The organism is Kitasatospora mediocidica KCTC 9733 (assembly GCF_000744225.1).
Classification (GTDB): Bacteria; Actinomycetota; Actinomycetes; order Streptomycetales; family Streptomycetaceae; genus Kitasatospora; species Kitasatospora mediocidica.
In genome coordinates, this window is the sequence record NZ_JQLN01000005.1 from 264,430 (window position 1) to 285,776 (window position 21,347).

The following is a 21,347-nucleotide window of genomic DNA, read 5'->3' on the forward strand; positions in this document are numbered from 1 at the left end:
GGACGGGGGCCGGACCTGAGAGCCGGGGCCGCTCAGCCCAGCAGCACGTCGTCGTCGCCCAGCTGCTTGAGCTCGCGCAGCAGCAGGGCGGTGCCGGTGATCAGGGCGAGGGCGCCGACCACGGCGTTGGCCAGCAGCAGGTTGTCCTGCTCGCTGCGGGCCTTGCGGACGTCCTTGACGATGCTCAGCGCGCCCCACGTCGTGGTGCCGATGCTGAGCCACAGTCCGGGCTTGGAGTGCTTGAAGCCCTTTGCCTTCTCGATCTTGCTCACAGTGCCGGTGCCTCCTCGAGCAGGGGATGCCCCCACTTGTCGTTGAGTGCGGCCTCGACGGCGCCGCCCACGCGGTACAGGCGGTCGTCCGCCATCGCGGGGGCGATGATCTGCAGGCCGACCGGGAGATTGTCCTCCGGGGCGAGCCCGCAGGGCAGCGACATGGCCGCATTGCCCGCGAGGTTCGACGGAATCGTGCAGAGGTCGGCCAGGTACATCGCCATGGGGTCGTCGGCGCGCTCGCCGATCGGGAAGGCGGTGGTCGGCGTGGTCGGCGAGATCAGCACGTCGACGCCCGCGAAGGCCGCGTCGAAGTCCCGCGAGATGAGCGTGCGGACCTTCTGCGCCGAGCCGTAGTAGGCGTCGTAGTAGCCCGAGGACAGCGCGTAGGTGCCCAGGATGATCCGGCGCTTGACCTCGGGGCCGAAGCCGGCCTCGCGGGTGAGCGCGGTGACGTCCTCGGCCGAGCGGGTGCCGTCGTCGCCGACCCGCAGGCCGTAGCGCATGGCGTCGAAGCGGGCCAGGTTGGAGGAGGCCTCGCTCGGCGCGATCAGGTAGTAGGCCGGCAGCGCGAGGGTGAAGGACGGGCAGGAGACCTCGACGACCTCGGCACCCAGCTCGCGCAGCAGCTCCACGCTCTCGTTGAAGCGCTGCATGACGCCGGCCTGGTAGCCCTCGCCCGCGAACTCCTTGACCACGCCGATCCGCATGCCGCGCACGTCGCGCAGCTTGGCGGCCGCGACGACGGCCGGGACCGGCGCGTCGATCGAGGTGGAGTCGAGCGGGTCGTGGCCGGCGATCGCCTCGTGCAGCAGGGCCGCGTCCAGGACCGTACGGGCGCACGGGCCGCCCTGGTCGAGCGAGGAGGAGAAGGCGATCAGGCCGTAGCGGGAGACCGAGCCGTAGGTGGGCTTGACGCCGACCGTGCCGGTGACGGCGCCGGGCTGACGGATCGAACCGCCGGTGTCGGTGCCGATCGCGAGCGGGGCCTCGTAGGCGGCCAGCGCCGCGGCAGAACCGCCGCCGGAGCCGCCCGGGATCCGGGAGAGGTCCCAAGGGTTGCCGGTGACGCCGTAGGCGCTGTTCTCGGTGGAGGACCCCATGGCGAACTCGTCCATGTTGGTCTTGCCCAGGATCACCACGCCCGCGTCCTTCAGACGGGACGTCAGGGTCGCGTCGTAGGGCGGGACCCAGCCTTCGAGGATCTTCGAGCCGCAGGTGGTGGGGATGCCCTGGGTGGTGAAGACGTCCTTGAGCGCGAGCGGGACGCCGGCCAGCGGGCCGAGCTCCTCGCCCTTGGCGCGCTTGGCGTCCACCGCGCGGGCCGCGGCCAGCGCGCCCTCGGTGTCGACGTGCAGGAAGGCGTTGACCTTCTTGTCGACGGCGTCGATCCGGTCCAGGTGCGCCTGGGCCACCTCGACGGCGCTCACCTGGCCGCTCGCGATGGCGGCGGCCGTGTCGGCGGCGGTGTACTTGATGAGGTCGGTCATGGGTGTTAGTCCTCCCCCAGAATCTGCGGCACGCGGAAACGCTGCTCCTCGGCGGCCGGAGCACCGGACAGCGCCTGCTCCGGGGTGAGCGAGGGCCGGACCTCGTCCGCGCGCATGACGTTGGTCAGCGGCAGCGGGTGGGAGGTCGGCGGGACGTCCTGTCCGGCGACCTCGGAAACGCGGGCGACCGCGCCGATGATCACGTCGAGCTGCTCGGCGAAGTGGTCCAGCTCCTCCGCCTGCAACTCCAGACGCGACAGCCGGGCGAGGTGGGCGACCTCCTCGCGCGTGATGCCAGGCATGCAGCGATCCTCAAGGTGAGTTCTGGTGAGGCCGGACACCGAGGGTGACCGGCCCGGACGGCGACCTGGCGGCAGTGCCGCCCTGGCCTCGCGTCCTCTTGGTCTGTGCTGCCCATCCTAGGGGGCGTGGCCGGCCCGACCAGTCACTGTGGGGTGCTGGGAGCGGGTAATCCGCTCTCGCCGGACTGGGGCAGGAGCGGCGGGACGGCCGAGGAGGCCAGCGACTCGCTCATCGACTGGACGGCCTGGGTGGGGATCACCGGCCTGGGCAGCACCGGGCAGGACAGCTCCGCCTTGCCGGTCCACCGGTCCAGGGTGGTCATCCGCTCGGCGGGCGGCGGCCCGGTGCGGTGCACCCGCAGCCAGGCGGTCGCCTGGTCGGCGGGCAGCGCCGCGGAGACCAGCCAGCCCTGCACCGCGTCCACGCCGAGGCCGTGCAGCCGCTCCCAGGTCTCGTCGTCCTCGACGCCCTCGGCGACCACGGTCAGCCCCAGCGAGTGCGCCAGCTCCACCGAGCAGCGGACCACGGCGGCGTCGTGGTCGTCGGCGACCATCCGCGAGACGAACGAGCGGTCGATCTTCAGCTCGCCGACCGGCAGGCTGCGCAGCCGCACCAGCGAGGAGTGGCCGGTGCCGAAGTCGTCCAGCGACATCCCCACGCCGTGCCGGCGCAGTTCGGCCAGGGTGTCGGCGGCCCGCCGCGAGTCGTCCAGCAGCAACCGCTCGGTGATCTCCAGCTGGAGGGCGTGGGCGGGCACCTGGTGGCGGGCCAGGTGGCCCGCCACGCGCTGGGCGAAGCCCGGGTTGAGCACGTCGCGCGGCGAGACGTTGACCGCGACCTGGACCTGGAGGCCCTGCGCGCGCCAGCTGGCGAGCTGGCCGATGGCCGCCTCCAGGACGTACTCGGTGAGCCGGGGCATCAGGCCGCTGGACTCGGCGAGGCCGACAAACTCGTCGGGGCTGACCCTGCCGCGGCCCGGCCGCTCCCAGCGCAGCAGCGCCTCCAGACCGACCACCCGGCCGTCGAAGGCCACCTTGGGCTGGTAGTGCAGCTCCACCTCACCGGTCTCCAGGGCCCGGCGCAGATCACCGAGCAGCCCGATCCGGTAGGGCGTGTCGGCGTCCTGCGAGTGGTCGTACTGCTCGACGCCGGTACGGCCCTGCTGGGCGTGACCCATCGCGACGTCGGCCCGGCGCAACAACGATTCTGCGTCTGCGGCGTGTTCCGGGTAGACGCAGACGCCCGCCGAGGCCTCCAGGACCAGCAGCAGCCCGTCCAGCCGGATCGGCGCCGCGAGTTCGGCGATCAGCGCCTTGGCGAGCCGCTCCAGGGTGTCGGGGCAGCCGACACCGGGGAACAGCACCGCGAACTCGTCGCCGCCCATCCGGGCCACCACCGCGCGCCGACCGCGGTCGGCGGTGGGCGGCAGCTCGGCCAGCAGCTCCTCGGTCTCGCGCCGGCGTTCGGCCGCGCCGGACGGGCCGTCCAGCGCGTTGCGGGAGGTGTCCGGCAGCGCGCCGCGGAGCACCCGGTGCAGCCGGCGGGCGATGTGCACGAGCAGCCGGTCGCCGGCCGCGTGGCCGAGGGTGTCGTTGAGCGACCGGAACCGGTCGAGGTCGAGCAGGACCAGCCCGACGCTGTACCCCTCCTCGTCCTGGTGCTCGGCGATCGCCTCCTGTGCCGCGAGCAGCAGGGCGTGCCGGTTCGGCAGGTCGGTGAGCGGGTCGGTGAGCTGGTCCCGGGCCCGGTCGCGGGCGATCCGCCAGGCCGCCACCAGGACGGCCAACGGGACCGCGAAGAGCGGCAGCAGTTCGGGCTCGTACCGGCTGACCAGGACCGCCAGCGGGATGAGCGGCGCTGCCCCGGCCAACAGCACACCGAGCAGCAGGACCGCGCCCGCCACCCCCTGCGGCGGGCGCGTCAGCGCACCGCCGGTCGTACGATCCATACGCCCTGTCCTCCGTCAGGCCCGCCCCGCCAGGCCGCGTCGCGGCTGGGACCGACCGGAAGAACGGTCGGCCCTGGCACTCCTGATGGTGTGCCAGTCGGTCTCAGCCGGGAAGCGCCCCTGTCGGCGCCGGACGAACCCGGTGCCCCACTCCTGCTGACACGCTGTTGCACTCCAGGGTAAGTCCGCCTCCTGAGTGGAGGCTGACTTTCGGTCATCCGGGAGTGCACCGGCATGGGCCGATGCCGCACAGTCACACGATGCCCTGTTTGGTGCCCACGCACCCTGCTGACGATGCATCAGCACGATAACAAGAAGGACACGTCAGCCCTGGTCAGGCCCTGCGGGGGTTACTCCGCCCCGGCGGACTCCGGCGCGGGGTCCGGCGCGGGCTCGGACTCGGGGAGGCCGAGATGGGCGCGGGCGGCGGCCGGGCCCTCCTCCAGCAGGACCGTGAAGCCGTCGTCGTCCAGCACGGCCAGGCCCAGCTGGACGGCCTTGTCGTACTTGGACCCGGGGTTGTCGCCGACCACCACGAAGTCGGTCTTCTTCGACACCGATCCGGTCACCTTCGCGCCACGCGAGACCAGCGCCTCCTTGGCGCCGTCCCGGGTGTGGCCGGCCAGCGTGCCGGTGACGACCACCACGAGCCCGTCCAGCGGGCGCGGGCCCTGCTCCTCGGTGGCCTCCTCGGTGAACCGCACGCCCGCGGCCCGCCACTTCTCGAGGATCTCGCGGTGCCAGTCCTCCTGGTACCACTCCTGGATCGCCCTGGCGATGATCGGCCCGACTCCCTCGGTGGCCGCCAACTCCTCCTCGGTGGCCTCGAAGATCCGGTCCAGGTCTCGGAACTCGCGGGCCAGCGCCTGGGCCGCCACCGGGCCGACGTGACGGATCGACAGGCCGTTGACGTACCGCCAGAGCGGGCGTTCCCGGGCGGCGGCGAGGTTGTCGAGCAGCAGGCCGGCCGTCTTCTTCGGCTCGCCCTTGAGGTTGGCGAAGAAGGTGGCCTTCTTCTCCTTGCCGGTCTTGTCGTCCAGCTTGGGCATGCCGGTCTTCTGGTCGCGCACCAGCACCTTGATCGGCAGCAGCTGTTCCATGGTCAGGCCGAAGATGTCGCCCTCGTTCCCGACCGGCGGGTCGGCGGGCTCCAGCGGCTGGGTGAGCGCGGTGGCCGCGACGTAGCCCAGGCCCTCGATGTCCAGCGACTCGCGGCCGCCCAGGTAGGCGATCCGCTCGCGGACCTGGGCCGGGCAGAACTGCGCGTTGGGACAGCGCAGGTCGATGTCGCCCTCGGACATCGGGCGCAGTTCGGAGCCGCACTCGTGGCAGAGGCTCGGCATCACGAACTCCTGCTCGGTGCCGTCCCGCAGGTCCTCGACCGGGCCGAGGATCTCCGGGATCACGTCACCGGCCTTGCGCAGCACCACGGTGTCGCCGAGCAGCACGCCCTTGGCCTTGACCACCTGCTGGTTGTGCAGCGTCGCGTACTGGACCATGGAACCGGCCACCTTCACCGGCTCGGCCAGCACGGCGAACGGGGTGGCCCGGCCGGTGCGCCCGATGCCGACCTGGATCCGGGCCAGCTTGGCGGTGACCTCCTCCGGCGGGTACTTCCAGGCGATCGCCCAGCGCGGCGACTTGGAGGTGGCGCCGAGCCGGCCCTGGAGCGGGATCTCGTCCACCTTGACGACCACGCCGTCGATCTCGTGCTCGACCGAGTGACGCTGCTCGCCGTACAGCTTGATGAAGGCGCGCACCTCGTCCAGGGTGGCGACCACCCGGTTGTGCCGGGCGGTGGGCAGGCCCCAACCGTGCAGCAACTCGTAGGCGTGCGACTGGCAGTCGATGGTGAAGCCCTCGCGCGCGCCGATGCCGTGCACCACCATGTGCAGCGGGCGGGAGGCGGTGACCTTCGGGTCCTTCATCCGCAGCGAACCGGCGGCGGCGTTGCGCGGGTTGGCGAAGAGCTTGACCAGGGCGTGCGGGCGCTTGCCCTCCTTGGCGCGCTCCTCGTTCTCGGCCCGGCGGCGCTCGTTCTCCGCGGCGAACGAGGCGTTCAGCTCGGCGAAGGCCTCGGTGGGGAGGTAGACCTCGCCGCGGATCTCCACCAGGGCCGGGATGTTCTCGCCCGTGAGCTGGTGCGGGATCTCCTTGATGGTGCGGACGTTGACCGTGACGTCCTCGCCGATCCGGCCGGTGCCCCGGGTGGCGGCCAGCACCAGCCGGCCGTGCTCGTAGGTGAGGTTGACGGCCAGGCCGTCCACCTTGAGCTCGCAGAGGTAGTGGTAGTCGATGCCGTCCAGTTCACGGGCCACCCGGTCGGCCCACTCGGACAGCTCCTCGTCGTCCATCGCGTTGTCCAGGCTGAGCAGCCGCTCGCGGTGCTCGACCTTGACGAAGCCCTCGGCCGCCGTGCCGCCGACCTTCTGGCTGGGCGAGTCGGGCGTGACCAGGACCGGGTGCTCGGCCTCGATCGCCTCCAGCTCGCGCATCAGGGCGTCGAACTCGGCGTCGCTGACGATCGGCGCGTCCTGCTCGTAGTACCGCAGCCGGTGGTCCTCGATCTCGGCCGCCACCTCGGCGTGCCGCCTGCGCGCCTGCGCCGGGACCTCGTCCCAGCCCTCGACAGCCGCCACCGAACTCCTCCTACCGTCTCACTCCGGGTTGTCCACCAGACTCCGAGCACCCCTCACGCTGAGTGACAGCGCCTCGCGGGCGTAGGCCGGGCTCGCGCCCGCCAGACCGCAGGTCGGCGTCACCAGCACGCGGCGGCCCAGCAGTTCCGGATCGAGCCCGAGCCTGCGCCACAACGTCCTGACACCCGCGACATTACCGGCCGGGTCGGACAATCCTTGGTCCGTGGAGGGCACCACTCCGGCGAGGATCACCGTGCCGGCCTCGACCGCCTCGCCGATCACCTCGTCCTCACGCTCCGTCAGCAGGGCGAAGTCGAGCGAGACACCCGCCACACCGGCCCGGCGCAGCAAGGGGATTGGCACCTCGGGCGCGCAGCAGTGGACGATCACGGGAGTGTCCAGCGCGCCGATCACCGAGCGCAGCACCTCCTCGGCGACCTGCCGGTCCACCGAGCGCAGCCGCTGGAAGCCGCTGGCGGTCTTCACCCCGCCGCTCAGCACGGCGGGCAGCGAGGGTTCGTCCAGCTGGAGGACGAGCTGGGCGCCGGGCACCCGGCTGCGGACGTCGGCGAGGTGGCGGCGCAGGCCCTCGGTGAGCGAGCCGGCGATGTCCAGGCAGGCGCCGCGGTCGCGCAACGCCTTTTCGCCGTACTTCAGTTCGATCGAGGCGGCCAGCGTCCACGGGCCGACCGCCTGCACCTTCAGCGCGCCCTGGTAGCCCTGGGTGAACTCCTCCAGCGCGTCCAGGTCCTCGCCCAGCCAGGAGTGCGCCCGCTTGCTGTCCCGGCCCGGCCGGTCGGCGAACCGCCAGCCGCTCGGCTCCACCTGCGCGAACAGCTCCACCAGCAGCCCCGCCCCGCGCCCGATCATGTCGGCCCCCGGCCCGCGCGCGGGCAGCTCCGGAAGGAACGGGAGCTGCTCCAGCGCGCCGGTGGAGGTCCTCGCGGCCTCCCGCGCGTCGGTGCCGGGCATGGAGCCGACACCGGTCGCGGCGCCGTACAGGTCGGGGAAGGGCTGCTCAGAGGTCACACCGTGCAGGCTACGGGGTCGGCGGGGCGCTCGGGGAGCCGGACGGCGCGGGCTGGGCCGGCGGAGCGGGCAGCGAGACGTCGGGGAAGTCGGTGACCGGCGTGCCGGTGACCTCGCCCTTCATCGCGGCCTGCCAGACCGGACCGGCGACCTGGGCGCCGAAGGCCTGGTCGATCCGACTGCCGCCGAACATCTGACCCTGCAGTGGCTTCTGGTCCGCGGTGTCGCTGACCACAGTGGCACCGGCCACGTCCGGGGTGTAGCCGACGAACCAGACCTGCGTGCCCTTGTCGGTGGTACCGGTCTTGCCCGCGATCGGCCGGCCGCCCAGCGAGACGTTGGAGGCGGTACCGCCGTCCTGGACCACGCCCTTGAGCATCGCGGTGATGGTGTCCGCGGTGGTGTCGGTGAGCACCTTCGAGCAGCTCTGTGCCGGGACGGGCAGGTTCTTCCCGTCCGGGCCGGTCATCGAGGTGATGGCGCGCGGTGCGCAGTAGGTGCCGTGCGAGGCGAAGGTGGCGTAGACACCGGCCATCGTCAGCGGGGTGAGGTCGTTGATGCCCAGGGTCATCGACTGGACCACCTGGAGCGGAGTGCCGTCGGCCTGCGTCTGGATGCCCAGCTTGTTGGCCATCTGGGCCGTGGCGCACAAGCCGACGTCGCCCTCCAGGCTGGCGAAGTAGGTGTTGATCGACTGCGCCAGCGCGTCGGGCATCGAGTAGGTGACGGGCGAGGCCGAGCTGTCGTTGCGCACCGACGGCACCGACTTGTGGACGCCGCCGTTGCAGTCGGTCATCTTGGGCCAGTTGATGGTGGAGTTCGTGGTGTAGGTCTGCGAGGGGGTGAACCCGCCCTCCAGCGCCGCCGCGGCCACGATCGGCTTGAAGGTCGAGCCGGTCGGGAACCCGAGGCCGCCGCCCATCGACTTGGGGGCGTTCAGGTTGATCTGGGTCTGGTTGGTCCCCAGGCCGTACGGGCGGCTCTGGCCCATCGCCAGGATCTTGCCGGTCCCGGGCTGCACCATGCTCATCACGGCCGCGGGCTTGTCGGAGGCGTCCGCGTTGTCCGCCAGGCCCTTGTCCAGCGCGTCCTGCGCCTTCGGGTCCAAGGTGGTCGTGATCTTCAGGCCGCCGCGGTTCCACAGCGCCTTGCGGTCGGCGGCGTTGGCGCCGAACACCGGGTCCTGGAGCACCGCGTACTTCACGTAGTCGCAGAAGAAGCCCTCGCCCTGCTTGGCCGTGATGCAGCCCTGCTGCGGGCGGCTGACCTGGAGGGTGACGGGCGTGGCGATCGCCTGGTCGGCCTCGGCCTGCGTGATGCTCCCGTATTGGGCCATCTTCTTCAGTACGGTGTTGCGCTTGTCGGTGGCCGCCGCCATGTGCACGATCGGGTCGAAGCTGGTCGGCGACTGCACCATGCCGGCCAGCATCGCCGCCTGGGGCAGGCTCAGGTCCTTGGCGTGGACGCTGAAGTATCGCTCGGAGGCCGCCTCGATGCCGTACGCCTGCTCACCGAAGAAGGTGATGTTCAGGTAGTTGGTGAGGATCTGGTCCTTGGTCAGGGTCTGCTCGACGTCGATCGCGTAGCGCATCTCCTGGATCTTGCGGCCCATCGTCTGGCGCTGCGCCTCCAGGACGGCGGCGGTGTCATTGCCGGCCTCGTCCACGAAGACGTTCTTCACGTACTGCTGGGTCAGCGTCGAGGCGCCCTGGGCGGTACCACCGGCCGCGGAGTTCTTGCCCAGCGCGCGGATGATGCCCTTGGGGTCGATCGCGCCGTGCTGGAAGAAGCGGTTGTCCTCGATGTCGACGAGCGCCTTGCGCATCACCGGTGCGATCTGGTCGCCCGGGACGACGGTGCGGTCACGGTCGTACGAGGTGGCTATCAGGTTGCCTGCCGAGTCGTAGATCGACGAGGCCTGGGACAGCGGTGGGGCCTTGAAGTCGTCCGGGAGGCTGTCGAAACTGTCGGCCGCCGCCTTCGCCCCGAGGCCGAAGCCCCCGACGAACGGCAGCGCCATACCGGCCAGCAGGGCACCGGCAATCGCACTAACAGTCAGAAAACGGACACCCAACAGGGATTTGGCCACCGGCCCGGAGGAGGTGGAGGAGATCTTCGACGCCATACCTCCGACCCTAGAATCCCAACCTTGGGGAAAGGTGCCGATATTTCTACACCCGTGTAACGACCTGGCCACAGAATCGCCGCCATCTCGGTCTCAACACGCCGCCGGGGCACGCGGATCGGCTCCGCGCACCCCGTTCGTACCGGTACCACCCGATTCGGCCCGGTCAGCGCCCCGGGCGGACGGTGAGCTCGGTGATCTCGGCGTCGCGCGGGAGGTCGAGCGCGGTCAGGACGGCGGTCGCGACCGACTCCGGGGCGATCCAGCGGGCCGGGTCGTACTCGGTGCCCTCCTGGCGGTGCACCTTCTCCTGCATCGCGGTGGCGGTGCGGCCCGGGTAGACGGTGGTGACCCGGACGCCGCCGGCGTGCTCCTCGGCGCGCAACGAGTCGGCGAGTGCGCGCAGGCCGAACTTGCTGGCCGCGTACGACCCCCAGCCGGCGTGCGCGGCCAGGCCCGCACCGGAGTTGACGAAGACCACGTGGCCCCGGGAGAGCCGCAGCTGGGGCAGCATCAGCCGGGTCAGCTCGGCGGGGGCGACCAGGTTGACCGCCAGGGTCTCGTTCCAGGCCTTGACCGGCGTGTCGCCGACCGGGCCCAGTTCGACCATGCCGGCCACATGCAGCAGCGAGTCCAGCTCGACCGGCTGGGTCTGGTGGCCCAGCGCCCAGGAGAGCTTGGCGGGGTCGGCCAGGTCGCCGACCAGGGTCTGGACGCTCGGGAAGCGCTCGCGCAGCTCGGCGGCCCGCTTGGCGTTACGGGTCAGCAGCCAGACCTCGTCGCCGCGCTCGGTGAGCCGCTCGGCGAGGACCGCGCCGATGCCGGATCCGGCGCCGGTGATCAGATGGGTAGCCATGGGTCTACTCCTGGGCAGTGGCGAGGAGGGTGAAGACCTCGGCCGGGTCGGAGGCGAAAGTGATCAGTTCGGCCAGCGGACGCGGCAGGAAGCCTTCGGCGTCCATCCGCTCCAGCTGGGTGCGCAGGCCGTCGTAGAAGCCCGCCGGGTCCAGCACCACCACGGGCTTGTCGTGCAGGGCGTGCTTCTTGAGCTCCAGGACCTCGGTGACCTCGTCCAGCGTGCCGAGGCCGCCGACCAGCACCACGACCGCGTCGGCGCGCATCAGCAGCTGGGCCTTGCGCTCGGCCAGGTCCCGGGTGGTCACCAGCTCGTCCGCGCCGCGATAGGCCTTGTGCGCGAGCAGCTCGACCAGGATCCCGACCAGCGTGCCGCCGGCCGCCTTGACGCCGTCGGCGAGCAGACCCATCAGGCCCGCGTCGGAGCCGCCCCAGACCAGGGTGTGGCCGCCCTCCCCCAGCAGCCGGGCGAACTCGCCGGCAGGGGCGGTGTAGCGGTCGTCGAGCGAGTACGCGGAGCAGAAGACGCAGATATTCATGGTGCTGAAAGGTCTATCACGTGGGGCTGAAGGCGATCAGCCGATATCCGCGGCCAGCGACCGGCGCTCGGTGGTGGCGATGGTGGCCGAGCCGACCACCCGGGTGCCGTCGTAGAGGACGACGGCCTGACCGGGCGCGATGCCGCGCAGCGGACGGGCCAGCGTGACCCGCAGCTCGCCGTCGACCAGCTCGGCGGTGACCGCCACCTCCTCGCCGTGGGCGCGCAGCTGGGCGGTGTAGGAGCCGGTGGTCACCGTCTCGGTGCCGCACCAGCGGGGGCGGATCGCGGTGAGCGCCGACACGTCCAGGCCCTCGACCGGTCCGACCGTGACGGTGTTGTTGACCGGCGAGATGTCCAGCACGTAGCGCGGCTTGCCGTCGGGGGCCGGGTGGCCGATCCGCAGGCCCTTGCGCTGGCCGATGGTGAAGCCGTACGCGCCGTCGTGCTCGCCGATCTTGCTGCCGTCGGTGTCGACGATGTCACCGGTCGCGGTGCCCAGGTGCTTGGCCAGGAAGCCCTGGGTGTCGCCGTCCGCGATGAAGCAGATGTCGTGGCTGTCCGGCTTCTTGGCGACCGCCAGGCCCCGGCGCTCGGCCTCCAGCCGGATCTCCTCCTTCTCGGTGTCCCCGAGCGGGAAGAGCGAGTGGGCCAGCTGCTCGGCGTCCAGCACGCCCAGCACGTACGACTGGTCCTTGGCCGGGTCCACCGCGCGGTGCAACTCCCGGCCGCCGCCGGGGACATCGACGATCCGGGCGTAGTGTCCGGTGCAGACCGCGTCGAAGCCGAGCGCGACCGCCTTGTCCAGCAGCGCGGCGAACTTGATCTTCTCGTTGCAGCGCAGGCAGGGGTTCGGCGTGCGGCCGGCGGCGTACTCGGCCACGAAGTCGTCGATCACGTCCTCGCGGAACCGCTCGGCCAGGTCCCAGACGTAGAACGGGATGCCGATCACGTCGGCGGCCCGGCGGGCGTCCCGGGCGTCCTCCAGCGTGCAGCAACCGCGCGCGCCGGTCCGGAAGGACTGCGGGTTGGAGGACAGCGCCAGGTGCACGCCGGTCACGTCGTGGCCGGCTTCGGCCGCGCGGGCGGCGGCGACGGCGGAGTCGACGCCGCCGGACATCGCGGCGAGCACACGCAGACGGGGGCCGGTGGACGGGCCGGTCGGGGCACCAGGGAAGTCAGTCATAGTGCCCTCCAGGGTACGGGGTGGACGAAAACCGGCTCAGCGCTGCCCGGCGTTGCGGGCCCGGGCCACCACCGGCCCGATCGCCTCGGCCAGCGCGTCCACGTCCGCCTTGCTGGACGTGTGGCCCAGCGAGAAGCGCAGCGAGGAGCGGGCCAGCCGCGGGTCGGCGCCGATCGCCAGCAGCACATGGCTGGGCTGCGGCACCCCGGCCGAGCAGGCCGAGCCGGTCGAGCACTCGATCCCGGCGGCGTCCAGCAGCATCAGCAGCGCGTCGCCCTCACAGCCGGGGAAGGAGAAGTGCGCGTTGGCGGGCAGCCGGCCGGCGCCGTCCGGGTCGCCGTTGAGCAGCGCGTCGGGGACGGCGGCGCGGACCCGGGCGATCAGGTCGTCGCGCAGCGCGGCGACCGCGACGGCGTGCTCCGACTGCCGCTCGACGGCGATCGCGGCGGCCGCCGCGAAGCCGGCCGCGGCCGGCACGTCCAGCGTCCCGGAGCGGACGTCGCGCTCCTGGCCGCCGCCGTGCAGCAGCGGGACGGGCGAGGCCGCCCGGGACAGCAGCAGCGCGCCGACCCCGTACGGGCCGCCGATCTTGTGGCCGGTGACGGTCAGCGCGTCGAGCCCCGACTCCGCGAAGGAGACCGGCACCTGACCCAGCGCCTGCACCGCGTCGGCGTGCATCGGGATGCCGAACTCCCGCGCGATGGACGAGAGTTCGGTGATCGGCTGGAGGGTGCCCAGCTCGTTGTTGGCCCACATCACGGTGATCAGCGCGACCGACGCCGGGTCGCCGGCGATCGCCTCGCGCAGCGCCTGCGGATGCACCCGCCCGAGGCCGTCCACCGGCAGGTACTCGACCTGGGCGCCCTCGTGCTCGGCCAGCCACTGCACGGCGTCCAGCACCGCGTGGTGCTCGACCGGACTGCACAGCACCCTGGTCCGGGCCGGGTCGGCGCCGCGCCGGGCCCAGTAGAGGCCCTTCACCGCGAGGTTGTCCGATTCCGTACCACCGGCGGTCAGCACGATCTCGCTCGGCCGGGCGCCCAGCGCGTCGGCCAGCGACTCGCGGGACTCCTCGATCACCCGGCGGGCCCGCCGGCCGGATCCGTGGAGCGAGGAGGCGTTGCCGGTGATACCGAGGTGCGCCGTCATCGCGGCGATCGCCGCGGGGAGCATCGGTGTGGTGGCCGCATGGTCGAGGTATGGCATGGCTGAACCAGTGTAAGTGCCGCCAGGGTCACGATTTGGCCATTGCAGCCCGTGCAACGCAGGGTTAGCCTCCTGCTCCTGCACCAGTGACAGGGCTGAAGGGTGGGGACGGCATGTCGCAGACCGTCGACCGGGCGCTGACGATCCTCGCCTCGCTGGGCGAGGGCCCGGCCTCCCTGGAACAGGCCGCCGGCCGGATCGGCGTCCACAAGTCGACCGCCCTGCGGCTGTTGCGCACGCTGGAGGAGCACGGCTTCGTGCACCGCCAGTCCGACCACCGCTACCGGCTGGGCGGCCGGCTCTTCTCGCTCGCCCAGCAGGCGCTGGAGGGCATCGACGTCCGCCAGGTCTCCGCGCCCTACCTGGCCTCGCTGAACGAGCGCTACGGCCACACCGTGCACCTGGCGGTCCTGGAGGGCGCCGAGGTGCTCTTCCTGGACAAGGTGGACGCCCGCTACCCGTCCGGCTCCGACAGCTGGCTCGGCCCGGCCTCGCGGATCGGCAAGCGGGCCCCGGCGGCGGCCACCGCGCTCGGCAAGGTGCTGCTGGCCGACCTGTCGGAGGATCAGCTGGCGCTCACGCTGGAGGACCAGGAGTTCCCCGCCCGCACCCCGCGCAGCCTGCGCTCGGCCGACGAGCTGCGCGCCGAGCTCACCGCCGTCCGCCGGCAGGGCTGGTCGCTGGACCAGGGCGAGTACGAGGAGGCGGTGAACTGCGTGGCCGCCCCGATCCAGGGCATCGACGGCACCGCCATCGCGGCCTGCGCGATCTCGGCGCCGGTCCGGCTCGCCTCGGTGAGCGAGCTGAGCCGGCTGCTGCCCGAGCTGCTCTGCACGGTCGAGGCGGTCTCGCTGGCGTACGGCGGGTCGCCTACTCCTCGCTGGTGCGAGAACCGTTGCGGTGCCAAGCACGCGGTGCGCGCCAGCCATACCTGAGCGCGCACATCCGCAAGCCGAAGGCGACCATCGCGGCCGAGGTCGCGGTGAGCGTGGTGAGATGGTCGGCGGCGATCAGCAGGGCCACCATGGTGGCGCCGACCAGCGCCGGGACGGCGTAGATCTCCCGGTCCCAGCGCAGCAGCGACGGCGTCTCGTCCGCCAGCACGTCGCGGATCACGCCGCCGCCGACCGCCGTCAGCATCCCGAGCGCGACGGCGGCGACCGAGCCGAGCCCGTAGTCGTGCGCCTTGGTGGTCCCGGTGACGCAGAACAGGCCCAGGCCCAGCGCGTCCAGGGTCTGCACCGCGCGGTTGATCCGCTCGACCTCCGGGTGCAGGAAGAAGACCACCAGGCCGGCCACCAGCGGGGTCAGGAAGTACCCGAGGTTCGTGAAGGCGACCGGCGGGACCGCCCCGATCAGCAGGTCGCGCAGCACCCCGCCGCCGAGCGCGGTGACCTCGGCCAGCACGCAGATCCCGAAGATGTCCATGTTCTTGCGGACCGCCAGCAGGCCGCCGGAGAGGGCGAAGACGAAGATGCCGATCAGGTCCAGGGTCTGCTGAACGTCGGGGGAGAAGATCTGCGATGTCACCGGGCAAGTCTCCACGCCGGGGACCGCTGGAACCGAATCCGGCGTGCGGCGGCCGTCGGCCGCCGCACGCGGGAGGCGTTCAGGCCTCGGTGTTCTCCGGGAAGTGGCAGGCCGACTGGTGGCCCGGGCGCAGCTCCAGGAGCGGCGGCTCCTGGGAGGCGCAGATGTCCTGGGCCTTCCAGCAGCGGGTGCGGAACCGGCAGCCGCTCGGCGGGTTGATCGGCGAGGGCACGTCGCCGGTGAGCAGGATGCGCTCGCGGCGCTCCTTGCGGCGCGGGTCGGGCACCGGGACGGCGGACATCAGCGCGACCGTGTACGGGTGGGTGGGCGCCGCGTAGAGCGAGTCCCGGTCGGCGATCTCGACGATCTTGCCGAGGTACATCACGGCGACCCGGTCCGAGACGTGCCGCACCACCGAGAGGTCGTGCGCGATGATCAGGTAGGTGAGGCCGAGCTCCTTCTGCAGGTCGTCGAGGAGGTTCACGACCTGCGCCTGGATCGAGACGTCCAGCGCGGAGACCGGCTCGTCCGCCACGATCATCTTCGGGCGCAGCGCCAGGGCCCGGGCGATGCCGATGCGCTGGCGCTGGCCGCCGGAGAACTCGTGCGGGTAGCGGTTGTAGTGCTCGGGGCTGAGCCCGCACAGCTCCAGCAGCTCCTGGACGGCCTTCTTGACGCCGCCCTCGGTGGCCACCTTCTGCAACCGGAACGGCGCTCCGACGATGGTGCCCACGGTGTGCCGGGGGTTCAGCGAGGAGTACGGGTCCTGGAAGATGATCTGGATGTCCTTGCGCAGCGGCCGCATCCGGCCGGTGCTCAGGTGGGTGATGTCGGTTCCCTCGAACTCGACCTTCCCGCCCGTGGGTTCGTCCAGCCGGGTGACGAGGCGGCCCATCGTGGACTTGCCGCAGCCGGACTCGCCGACCACACCCAGGGTCTCGCCGGGCATCACCGAGAAGGAGATCCCGTCCACCGCGCGCACCGCGCCGGACTGGCGGCGCAGGACGCCCTTGGTGATCGGGAAGTGCCGCTGCAGATCGGTGACCCGCAGCAGCGGCTCGCGGTCCTGGGAGGGTGCGGGTGCGGGAACGGCCGTGGCCTGAGTGTCCGTCATGATGCCTTGCCCTTAGGGAAGTTCGTGGCCACGGTGTTCACAGCCGGGGCGCGATCTCGTCGGCGAAGATCCGGTGTCGGTCGGCCGTCGGCAGGTGGCACGCGGCGTGGTGCCCGGGTCCGGCCTCGGTCAGCACCGGCAGCTCGGAGACGGACCGACCACCGGTCAGCTCGGCGTACGGGCAGCGCGGGTGGAAGGCGCAGCCGCTGGGCACGTTGATCAGGCTGGGCGGCGTCCCGCGGACCGGGACCAGGCGCTCCTGGAGATCCCGGTCCAGGCGCGGCATCGAGCCCAGCAGGCCCCAGGTGTACGGGTGTTCGGGGGCGTCGAAGAGCGTGGTGGCCGGGCCTCGCTCGATGCACTTGCCGCCGTACATCACCAGGATGTCGTCGGCCAACTCGGCCACCACGCCCAGGTCGTGGGTGATGATGATGACCGCCGAGCCGAACTCCTGCTGGAGGTCCCGGATCAGGTCCAGGATCTGGGCCTGCACGGTGACGTCGAGCGCAGTGGTCGGCTCGTCGGCGATCAGCAGCGAGGGGTCGTTGACCAGCGCCATCGCGATCATCGCGCGCTGGCGCATGCCGCCGCTGAACTGGTGCGGGTAGTCGTCCACCCGGCGGTCCGGCTGCGGGATGCCGACCCGGTCGAGCATCTCGACGGCCCGGACCTTCGCCTCCTTCTTCGAGGCGGCCGGGTGGTGCACCCGGTACGCCTCGACGATCTGCTGGCCGACCGTGTAGTACGGGTGCATGGCGGTCAGCGGGTCCTGGAAGATCATCGCCATCTTGCGGCCGCGCAGCTGGCGCACCCGGTCGGCCGACGCGCCGACCAACTCCTCGCCCTCCAGCCAGATCTCGCCGCTGATCCTGGCCCGCTTACTGCGGTGCAGGCCCATGATGCCCAGCGAGGTGACGGACTTGCCGGAGCCGGACTCCCCCACGATGCCCAGGGTCTTGCCCGGCGCCAGGTCGAAGCTGACCCCGTCCACCGAACGCACCAGGCCGTCGTCGGTGTCGAAGTGGATGCGCAGGTCGCGCACCGACAGGAAGGCCTCGGCGGCCGGCCCGCTCTGCTCCGGGATCAGTTTCTGGTCGGTCACGACAGCCTCACGCGGGGGTCGACGGCGGCGTACAGGAGGTCAACCAGGAGGTTGCAGATGACGATGAAGAAGGCGGCGACCAGCGTCACCCCGAGGATCTTCGGCAGGTCGTTGTCGGAGATCGCGGAGACCGCGAAGAAGCCGATGCCCTGGAAGGAGAAGACCTGCTCGGTGATGACCGCGCCGCCGAGCAGCAGCCCGAGGTCCATGCCGAAGATGGTGAGGATCGGGGTGAGCGCGGAGCGCAGTCCGTGCTTGACGACCACCGCGCGTTCGGTCATGCCCTTGGCGCGGGCGGTGCGGATGTAGTCCTCGCTCATCGTCTCCATCATCCCGGCGCGGGTGAGCCGGGCGTAGAGGGCGGAGTAGAGGAAGGCCAGCGAGATCCACGGCAGGATCAGGTTGCGGGCCCACATCAGCGGGTCGTCGGTGAAGTTGACGTACTGCACGTTGTTCAGGATCGGCCACTGGTAGCTGAAGAGTTCCAGCAGCAGCGCGCCGGTGAAGAAGATCGGCAGCGAGACGCCGGCCAGCGCGACGCCCATCGCACCGCGGTCGAAGAACGACTTGGGGCGCAGGGCGGAGATCACGCCGGTGGCGACGCCGGACAGCAGCCAGAGCACGGCCGCGCCGATCGCCAGCGAGAAGGTCACCGGGATCCGCGAGCGGATCTCGGGCCAGACCTCCAGGTGGTTCTTGAACGAGTAGCCGAAGCACGGCACGTGACAGGTGACGGGGTCGGGCCCGAACTTGTAGTTCGCGCCGGCGACCAGGGTCTTCAGGAACCGTCCGTACTGGATGTAGAGCGGCTGGTCGAAGCCGAGGTTGCGCTTGACCGCGATGATCGCGTCGGGAGTCGGGTTCTTCCCGATGTACTGGGCCGCGAGCTGGTCGGTCGTCTCGCCGGCCAGTCGGGGCAACAGGAAGAAGATGCCGAAGGTGACCGCACTGACGACCAGTAGCAGCACCAGGGCGGCAAGCGTCCTGCGGATGATGTAGGCCAACACAGTTGTACGGCTCTGGTGCCCCGCCCGGTCCGGGGTGTCCGTGCTGGACACCCCGGACCGGGCCGACGCCGCTGCCTTCACCTGCCTTCAGTGGTGTGGAGCCAGGCTCTTACTTGTTGGTACCGATGTTGAGGTAGTCGTACTCGCCCGACCAGGCCGCCGAGGACTGCAGGTTCGTGGCGCTGCTGGAGCGGTACAGGAAGACCTTGTAGTCGGTGAGCGGCACGTAGGCCGCGTCCGCCATGGTCTGCTTGTCGATCTGCTGGTAGTCCTTCTCACGGGCGGCGGGGTCGGTGTTGGTCGCCGCGTCGTCGATCAGGCTGTTGATGGCCGGGTCGTTGAGCTGGGCCAGGTTGCTGTTGCCGGAGTCCTTGATGGCCCGGCCGTCGACGATCTGCTGGAGGAAGCCGTAGCCGGTCGGCCAGTCGGCGCCCCACTGCATCATGATCAGGCCCACGTTGTTGCTGTTGTCGAACTTCGGCACACCCGCGTAGTCCGAGAAGTACTTGCCCTGCGGGTACTGCTGGATGTCGAGCTCGATGCCGACCTTCTTCAGCGCCGCCTGGATCGAGGTCGCCGCGGCCACCTCGGTGTCGCGCTCGCTGCGCGCCAGGATGGTGGTCTTGAAGCCGTTCGGCTGGTTGCACTTGGCGAGCTCGGCCTTGGCCTGCGCCACGTCGCCGCCGTTGTTGGTCGACGGGTAGAGGTTGAACGCCTGCTGGCCGGGGATGTCCGGGGGCAGCACGGTGTTGGCGATCTCACCGCGGATCGGGCCGCCCTCGGCGGTCTGCACCGAGACCTTGTCGACCGCGTACTCGACGGCCTTGCGGCAGTCGACGTTGTCCAGCGGGGCGACCTTGGTGTTCAGCGCGAGGTAGACCAGCCGGCCGCCGTACTGGTTGTCGGTCTGGGCCTTCAGCTTCGGGTCCAGCAGCAGCTTGGCCTGGGTCTGCGGGTCGACGCCGCCGCCGCCGAGGTCGACCTGGGCATTGCCGGCCAGCAGGTCGTTGTCGACGGTGGCCTGGTCGATGTTCAGCTTGACCACGATCTTGTCCGCGAGCTGCTTGCGGATCGGGTCGGTCGACGGGTCCCAGTTCGGGTTCGGGACGAGGGTCGCGCCCTTGCCGTCCTGGTACGACTGGAACATGTAGGACCCGGTGGACATCACGTGGTTGACGTACGTGGCGCCGGTGTCCTTGGCCTGCGGCACCGGGACCGTCTGCGGGGAGCTGACCATGTAGTCGAAGTCCGCGAACGGGTGCTTGAGGTGGAACGAGACCGTGAGGTCGTCCGGGGTCTGGATCGAGTCCAGGCCACCGGTCTTGTCCTTGTACGGGCCCTGGTACGGCGTGGCGTTGTCGACCAGCAGCTCGTTGAAGTACGTCGGACCGTTGGAGTTCACGTCGGGCGCGAAGTTGCTGCGCTCCACCGCGTACTTGACGTCCTTGGAGGTGACCGGGGTGCCGTCCTCGTACTTCAGGCCGGCCCGCAGGTGGTACGTCCAGGTGAGGCCGTCGGCGCTGACCTGGCCGGGCGCGGACGCGAGGTCCGGGACCAGCTTGTTGCCGGCCTGGCCGGAGCCGGGCGCGAAGGTCATCAGCGGACGTCCGTACAACCGGGAGAAGTTGTACATGTAGACGTAGTACGTGTTGCCCGGGTCGAAGGAGTCCGGCGTGCCCTTCATCTCATAGGTGACCGTCCCGCCCTTCTTGTCCGAGGCGTTGACGATCCCCTTGGTGGCCGCGTCGACGCCCGAGGCACTGCTGCCGCCGGAGCCGTTGCCGCCCGCGCTCTTGGTGCTGCTGTTGCAGCCGCTCACCACCAGAACGGTGGTGGCAGCCACCGCCGCCAGGGCGAGGGTACGAGATCTGCGCATTGCTTGGATCAACCCCTTGAGGGTGTGGTGGGTCGTGGAGGGCTGAACTGGTCCTGACCGGAACCGTTCTGAACTCGGGTCAGTTGCTGCGCGGATCGAGCGCGTCGCGCAGTCCGTCGCCGAGCAGGTTGAAGGCCAGCACGGTGACGAAGATCGCCAGACCGGGGACCACCATGTACTCGGGGTCCACCTGGTAGTACTTGATCGCGTCGTTGAGCATCCCGCCCCAGGAGGCCTGCGGCGGCTGGATGCCGACACCGAGGAAGCTGAGACCGGCCTCGAAGAGGATGTTGGTCGGGATCAGCAGCGTCGAGTAGACGAGGATCGGTCCGACCAGGTTCGGCAGCAGTTCCTTGAAGAGGATGAACGGGCCGCGGGCACCGAGGCTGCGGGCCGCGTCGACGAACTCCCGCTCACGCAGTGAGAGCGTCTGGCCGCGCACGATGCGGCCCATGTAGGGCCAGTTGAAGAAGCCGATCACGAAGATCAGCACGGTCAGGTGCAGCGGCAGGCCGTGCAGACCGAAGGCGCCGCCCTGCAGCGAGGCCGAGATCGAGATCGCGAAGAGCAGCAGCGGGAAGGCCAGGAAGGTGTCCATCACCCGGCTGATCACCGCGTCCACCCAGCCGCCGTAGTAGCCGGCGACGACGCCGAGCACGGTGCCGATGGTGTTGGACAGCACCGTCGCCCCGAAGGCCACCAGCAGCGAGACCCAGGAGCCCTCGATGATCCGGGAGAGCAGGTCGCGGCCCTGCAGCGGGTCGACGCCCAGCAGGTGGCTGCCGCTCATGCCACCGAACGAACCCGTCGGCAGGCCGCCGAGGTCGGCGTCCAGCAGGTCCTGGTGCAGCGCGTCGGGGCTGAGTCCGAACCAGGACTCGATCGGCTTGGCCAGCACGGCCAGCAGGATCAGCAGGATCACCACGATGCCGCCGGCGACGGCGGCCTTGTCACGCTTGAAGCGCGTCCAGGCGATCCGGCCGAGGGAACGGCCCTCGATCCGCGGGGCGGGAACCCCGGGCGCCTGCGCGCCGGGCTCGTCCGCTGCGGCAGCGGTGGTCTCGATGGGTGTGGTCATGGGCAGTCCGGATCCCCTCGCCGACGGTCGTCGGCCCATGGCGTCCCGG

The 21,347-nt window shown here is 70.9% G+C and carries 18 protein-coding genes; 1 reads left to right on the forward strand and 17 read right to left on the reverse strand.

Going from position 1 to position 21,347, the window contains the following annotated elements; translation table 11 throughout:
- Positions 1–32 precede the first annotated feature (32 nt).
- The 11 genes from BS80_RS15305 to BS80_RS15355 all read right to left on the reverse strand — a co-directional run bounded on the left by BS80_RS15305 (position 33) and on the right by BS80_RS15355 (position 13,591).
- Complete coding sequence (locus BS80_RS15305) at positions 33–272, reverse strand: hypothetical protein (RefSeq protein WP_035797830.1); 240 nt, start codon at positions 270–272, stop codon at positions 33–35.
- Positions 269–1,762: an Asp-tRNA(Asn)/Glu-tRNA(Gln) amidotransferase subunit GatA gene (gene gatA, locus BS80_RS15310; protein WP_035797832.1), complete on the reverse strand. Its 1,494-nt coding sequence runs from the start codon at positions 1,760–1,762 to the stop codon at positions 269–271. The genes BS80_RS15305 and gatA overlap by 4 nt, the downstream gene beginning before the upstream one ends.
- Before the next feature lie 5 nt (positions 1,763–1,767).
- Positions 1,768–2,064 carry an Asp-tRNA(Asn)/Glu-tRNA(Gln) amidotransferase subunit GatC gene (gene gatC, locus BS80_RS15315; protein WP_035797834.1) on the reverse strand — a complete coding sequence of 99 codons (297 nt, stop codon included), beginning with the start codon at positions 2,062–2,064 and terminating at the stop codon, positions 1,768–1,770.
- Positions 2,065–2,207: 143 nt separating this feature from the next.
- Positions 2,208–4,013, reverse strand: a complete 1,806-nt coding sequence (locus BS80_RS39405; protein WP_051966647.1) for a putative bifunctional diguanylate cyclase/phosphodiesterase — start codon at positions 4,011–4,013, stop codon at positions 2,208–2,210.
- Positions 4,014–4,363: 350 nt separating this feature from the next.
- The gene (ligA, locus tag BS80_RS15325) at positions 4,364–6,652 is read right to left on the reverse strand and encodes an NAD-dependent DNA ligase LigA (RefSeq protein ID WP_035797836.1); all 2,289 of its coding nucleotides are present in this window, start codon (positions 6,650–6,652) and stop codon (positions 4,364–4,366) included.
- 18 nt (positions 6,653–6,670) lie between these two features.
- Entirely contained in the window at positions 6,671–7,624 is a 954-nt protein-coding gene (locus BS80_RS15330) for a methionine synthase (protein ID WP_051967102.1), read from the reverse strand.
- Between the two features lie 67 nt (positions 7,625–7,691).
- Positions 7,692–9,806: a transglycosylase domain-containing protein gene (locus BS80_RS15335; protein WP_083974756.1), complete on the reverse strand. Its 2,115-nt coding sequence runs from the start codon at positions 9,804–9,806 to the stop codon at positions 7,692–7,694.
- A gap of 166 nt (positions 9,807–9,972) precedes the next feature.
- On the reverse strand, positions 9,973–10,662 hold the full coding sequence (locus BS80_RS15340; protein WP_035797840.1) for an SDR family oxidoreductase: 690 nt from the start codon (positions 10,660–10,662) through the stop codon (positions 9,973–9,975).
- A 4-nt stretch (positions 10,663–10,666) separates the two neighbouring features.
- Complete coding sequence (locus tag BS80_RS15345) at positions 10,667–11,200, reverse strand: LOG family protein (protein ID WP_035797842.1); 534 nt, start codon at positions 11,198–11,200, stop codon at positions 10,667–10,669.
- Positions 11,201–11,236: 36 nt separating this feature from the next.
- A complete protein-coding gene (gene mnmA / locus BS80_RS15350; protein WP_035797844.1) occupies positions 11,237–12,385 on the reverse strand; it encodes a tRNA 2-thiouridine(34) synthase MnmA in 1,149 nt (382 codons plus the stop codon).
- Positions 12,386–12,421: 36 nt separating this feature from the next.
- Positions 12,422–13,591, reverse strand: coding sequence for a cysteine desulfurase family protein (locus BS80_RS15355; protein WP_035797846.1), 1,170 nt, complete (start codon positions 13,589–13,591; stop codon positions 12,422–12,424).
- A gap of 113 nt (positions 13,592–13,704) precedes the next feature.
- On the opposite strand from BS80_RS15355, the gene BS80_RS15360 reads away from it, so the two are divergent.
- A complete protein-coding gene (locus BS80_RS15360) occupies positions 13,705–14,526 on the forward strand; it encodes an IclR family transcriptional regulator (protein ID WP_035797847.1) in 822 nt (273 codons plus the stop codon).
- Here BS80_RS15360 and BS80_RS15365 read toward each other — a convergent pair.
- The 6 genes from BS80_RS15365 to BS80_RS15390 form a co-directional block, all read right to left on the reverse strand.
- Positions 14,462–15,121 carry a trimeric intracellular cation channel family protein gene (locus tag BS80_RS15365; RefSeq protein WP_035797849.1) on the reverse strand — a complete coding sequence of 220 codons (660 nt, stop codon included), beginning with the start codon at positions 15,119–15,121 and terminating at the stop codon, positions 14,462–14,464. The genes BS80_RS15360 and BS80_RS15365 overlap by 65 nt on opposite strands.
- 79 nt (positions 15,122–15,200) lie before the next feature.
- Positions 15,201–16,235 carry an ABC transporter ATP-binding protein gene (locus tag BS80_RS15370; RefSeq protein ID WP_035797851.1) on the reverse strand — a complete coding sequence of 345 codons (1,035 nt, stop codon included), beginning with the start codon at positions 16,233–16,235 and terminating at the stop codon, positions 15,201–15,203.
- A 37-nt stretch (positions 16,236–16,272) separates the two neighbouring features.
- Positions 16,273–17,337, reverse strand: coding sequence for an ABC transporter ATP-binding protein (locus tag BS80_RS15375; RefSeq protein ID WP_035797852.1), 1,065 nt, complete (start codon positions 17,335–17,337; stop codon positions 16,273–16,275).
- A complete protein-coding gene (locus tag BS80_RS15380; protein WP_035797854.1) occupies positions 17,334–18,344 on the reverse strand; it encodes an ABC transporter permease in 1,011 nt (336 codons plus the stop codon). The genes BS80_RS15375 and BS80_RS15380 overlap by 4 nt, the downstream gene beginning before the upstream one ends.
- A 109-nt stretch (positions 18,345–18,453) precedes the next feature.
- On the reverse strand, positions 18,454–20,220 hold the full coding sequence (locus BS80_RS15385; protein ID WP_035797855.1) for an ABC transporter substrate-binding protein: 1,767 nt from the start codon (positions 20,218–20,220) through the stop codon (positions 18,454–18,456).
- A 79-nt stretch (positions 20,221–20,299) separates the two neighbouring features.
- Positions 20,300–21,298: an ABC transporter permease gene (locus BS80_RS15390; RefSeq protein WP_035797856.1), complete on the reverse strand. Its 999-nt coding sequence runs from the start codon at positions 21,296–21,298 to the stop codon at positions 20,300–20,302.
- Positions 21,299–21,347 lie beyond the last annotated feature (49 nt).